Source organism: Cytophaga sp. (genome assembly GCF_051961495.1).
In the GTDB taxonomy this organism is placed as follows: Bacteria; Bacteroidota; Bacteroidia; order Cytophagales; family Cytophagaceae; genus Cytophaga.
The window spans coordinates 1-2,445 of the sequence record NZ_JBQCDF010000187.1 but is presented as its reverse complement, the minus strand read 5'-3'; the positions used below and the strand labels follow the sequence as shown (position 1 = coordinate 2,445).

The following is a 2,445-nucleotide window of genomic DNA, read 5'->3' as shown; positions in this document are numbered from 1 at the left end:
AAAAAAAATAAAAAAATATTTTTTTTTTACTACAATTTAACACGACTCTGTGTTTGTAAGCGTACCGGAACATAGCGGCGATGCAAATGAAATAACAGTGATGTACCAGGGCAGTGAATATAAGTTTGCTGTAAAGCCTGGTAAAACCATTTTGCAGAGTGCACTTGATGAAGATATTGATTTGCCGTATTCATGTATGAGCGGACTTTGTACAGCGTGTATGGGTAAATGCTTGTCTGGTAAAGTTGAAATGGGTGACCAGGATGGTTTATCTGAAAAAGAAGTGAAAAACGGGTATATATTAACCTGTGTTGGCAGACCTGCAGTAGCAGGAACAGTAATTGAAATTGACTAAGCATTACGTATGAAAAGAGCATATCTTCCGGCAGATTTTAAGGTTACTACCTGGGATGCCCTGAAGCCTTATTTTGACGAACTGGTTTCGAGAAAAATTTCCTCTTCCAAAGAATTATACAAATGGTATCTTGACAGAAGCGAATTCGAATCCGCTATTTCAGAAGACCTGGGCTGGCGCTACATTAAGATGACTTGCGACACTACAAACGAAGAAATTAAAAATGCCTTTAATTATTTCGTTTCCGAATTACAGCCTGCCATGGCTCCGTATTCAAATCAGTTGGATACCAAGGCGCTTGAAGATCCTTTTCTGCCTGAGCTGAAGAATAAGGACGGATTTGATATTGTGATCAAATTGCTTGAGAAAGATAAAAATATCTATCGCGAAGAAAACATTCCGTTGCTTTCAGAAATAGAACAGACTGCCCATGAATTCGGAACCATCTCCGGAGCCATGACCGTTACGATCGATGGCAAGGAACTCACCATGCAGCAGGCATCTGATTACCTGCTTCAATTGGACCGCAGTAAGAGAGAAGAAGCCTGGAAGAAAATAAATGAAAGAAGATACAGCGAAAAAGATACATTAAACAATCTGTATACAACACTTATCGGGTTGCGCCATCAGGTTGCGTTGAATGCCGGCTTTAGTAATTTCAGGGATTATATGTTCAGCGCCATGGGGCGTTTTGATTATACACCTGCCGATTGTTATGCGTTCCACGATGCGATTAAATCTGAAGTGGTACCAATATTGAATACCCTGGCTGAAGAACGTAAAAAAGCGTTGCAGCTTGATACATTAAGACCATGGGATTTGTCTGTCAATTATTTTGGTGATACGCCGTTGAAACCATTTGCCGATGCAGATGATCTGACAGAGAAAACAATTACCTGCTTCTCTGCCCTGGACAACTACTCCGCAGATTGCATTGCCACGATGAAAAAGATGGGCCACCTGGATCTGATGTCCCGTAAGGGCAAAGCACCGGGTGGATATAACTATCCACTGGATGAAACGGGTGTTCCGTTTATCTTCATGAATGCAACGCAATCGTTAAGAGACCTGGTAACCATGGTACATGAAGGCGGACATGCCCTGCATTCTTTCCTTACTGCCAACCTGGAGTTAAATGTATTTAAACATCCGACTTCTGAAGTGGCCGAGTTAGCATCCATGTCCATGGAATTGATGAGCATGGAACATTGGGATGTTTTCTTTAAAGATCCCAAAGACCTGAACAGGGCGAAACGTGAACACCTTGAAAGTGTGTTGCAAACGATGCCCTGGGTAGCAACAATCGATTTGTTCCAGCATACGATCTACCAGAAGCCTACACACACACCGGAAGAAAGAGAGCAGATGTGGAAAGAATCATTCTATCCGTTTTCAAACAGTACCACAGATTGGAACGGACTGGAAAATTACCGCTTAACAGCCTGGCAAAAACAACTTCACCTGTTTGAAGTACCGTTTTATTATATTGAATATGGCATGGCTCAATTAGGCGCTATTGCTGTATGGAGGAATTATAAAAAAGACCCTGAAAAAGGATACGCCCTATATAAACAGGCTTTAGCACTGGGTTATACAAAATCAATCCCGGAGGTCTACAAGGCCGCCGGGATAAAATTTGATTTCAGTAAAGCGTACATTAAAGAATTAATGGACTTTGTAAAAGAAGAATTAAGCAGGCTGAGCCTTTGATGCTGCAGGTACTGAAAATGTCTTTTTCTTCTGATATTTATTAAGTGATGGATTGTTTGCAATAGCTTCTTTGTTTGCTTCAAGGAAGCTATTGTAAGCTTCTGCGATCTGGTCATAATTTTTTCTGTATACCAGAATATCATCCGTATCAGCTTTTATGATTTCATTTTCTAACTGTGCAGCTAATTGGTGTTGCTCAATTTCTTCTGTTTGTGACTTGAGGTTACGTACTTTATTGATCAGGTCAGTTGTTTTTTCATCATACAGATCAATCAACGAATCATTCATGCTTGTTTGTGTATAGCGGAGCGCAAAAACTTCATTTCTGTATTTCAATAATTGAGCAACAGCTTTTTCATCGTATTTTTTGCAGTAAGAAA

General features: G+C 40.3%; 2 protein-coding genes and 1 pseudogene. 2 read left to right on the top strand and 1 reads right to left on the bottom strand.

What is annotated here, in order from left to right; translation table 11 throughout:
- Positions 1–88 precede the first annotated feature (88 nt).
- Positions 89–355, top strand: a pseudogene (locus ACTHJT_RS10025) (2Fe-2S iron-sulfur cluster-binding protein); the annotation flags it as partial.
- A 9-nt stretch (positions 356–364) separates the two neighbouring features.
- On the top strand, positions 365–2,065 hold the full coding sequence (locus ACTHJT_RS10020; protein WP_440237883.1) for a M3 family oligoendopeptidase: 1,701 nt from the start codon (positions 365–367) through the stop codon (positions 2,063–2,065).
- On the opposite strand, the gene ACTHJT_RS10015 is transcribed toward ACTHJT_RS10020, so the two are convergent.
- The coding region (locus ACTHJT_RS10015; RefSeq protein ID WP_440237882.1) for a hypothetical protein at positions 2,045–2,445 on the bottom strand (401 nt) is incomplete at its 5' end. The genes ACTHJT_RS10020 and ACTHJT_RS10015 overlap by 21 nt on opposite strands.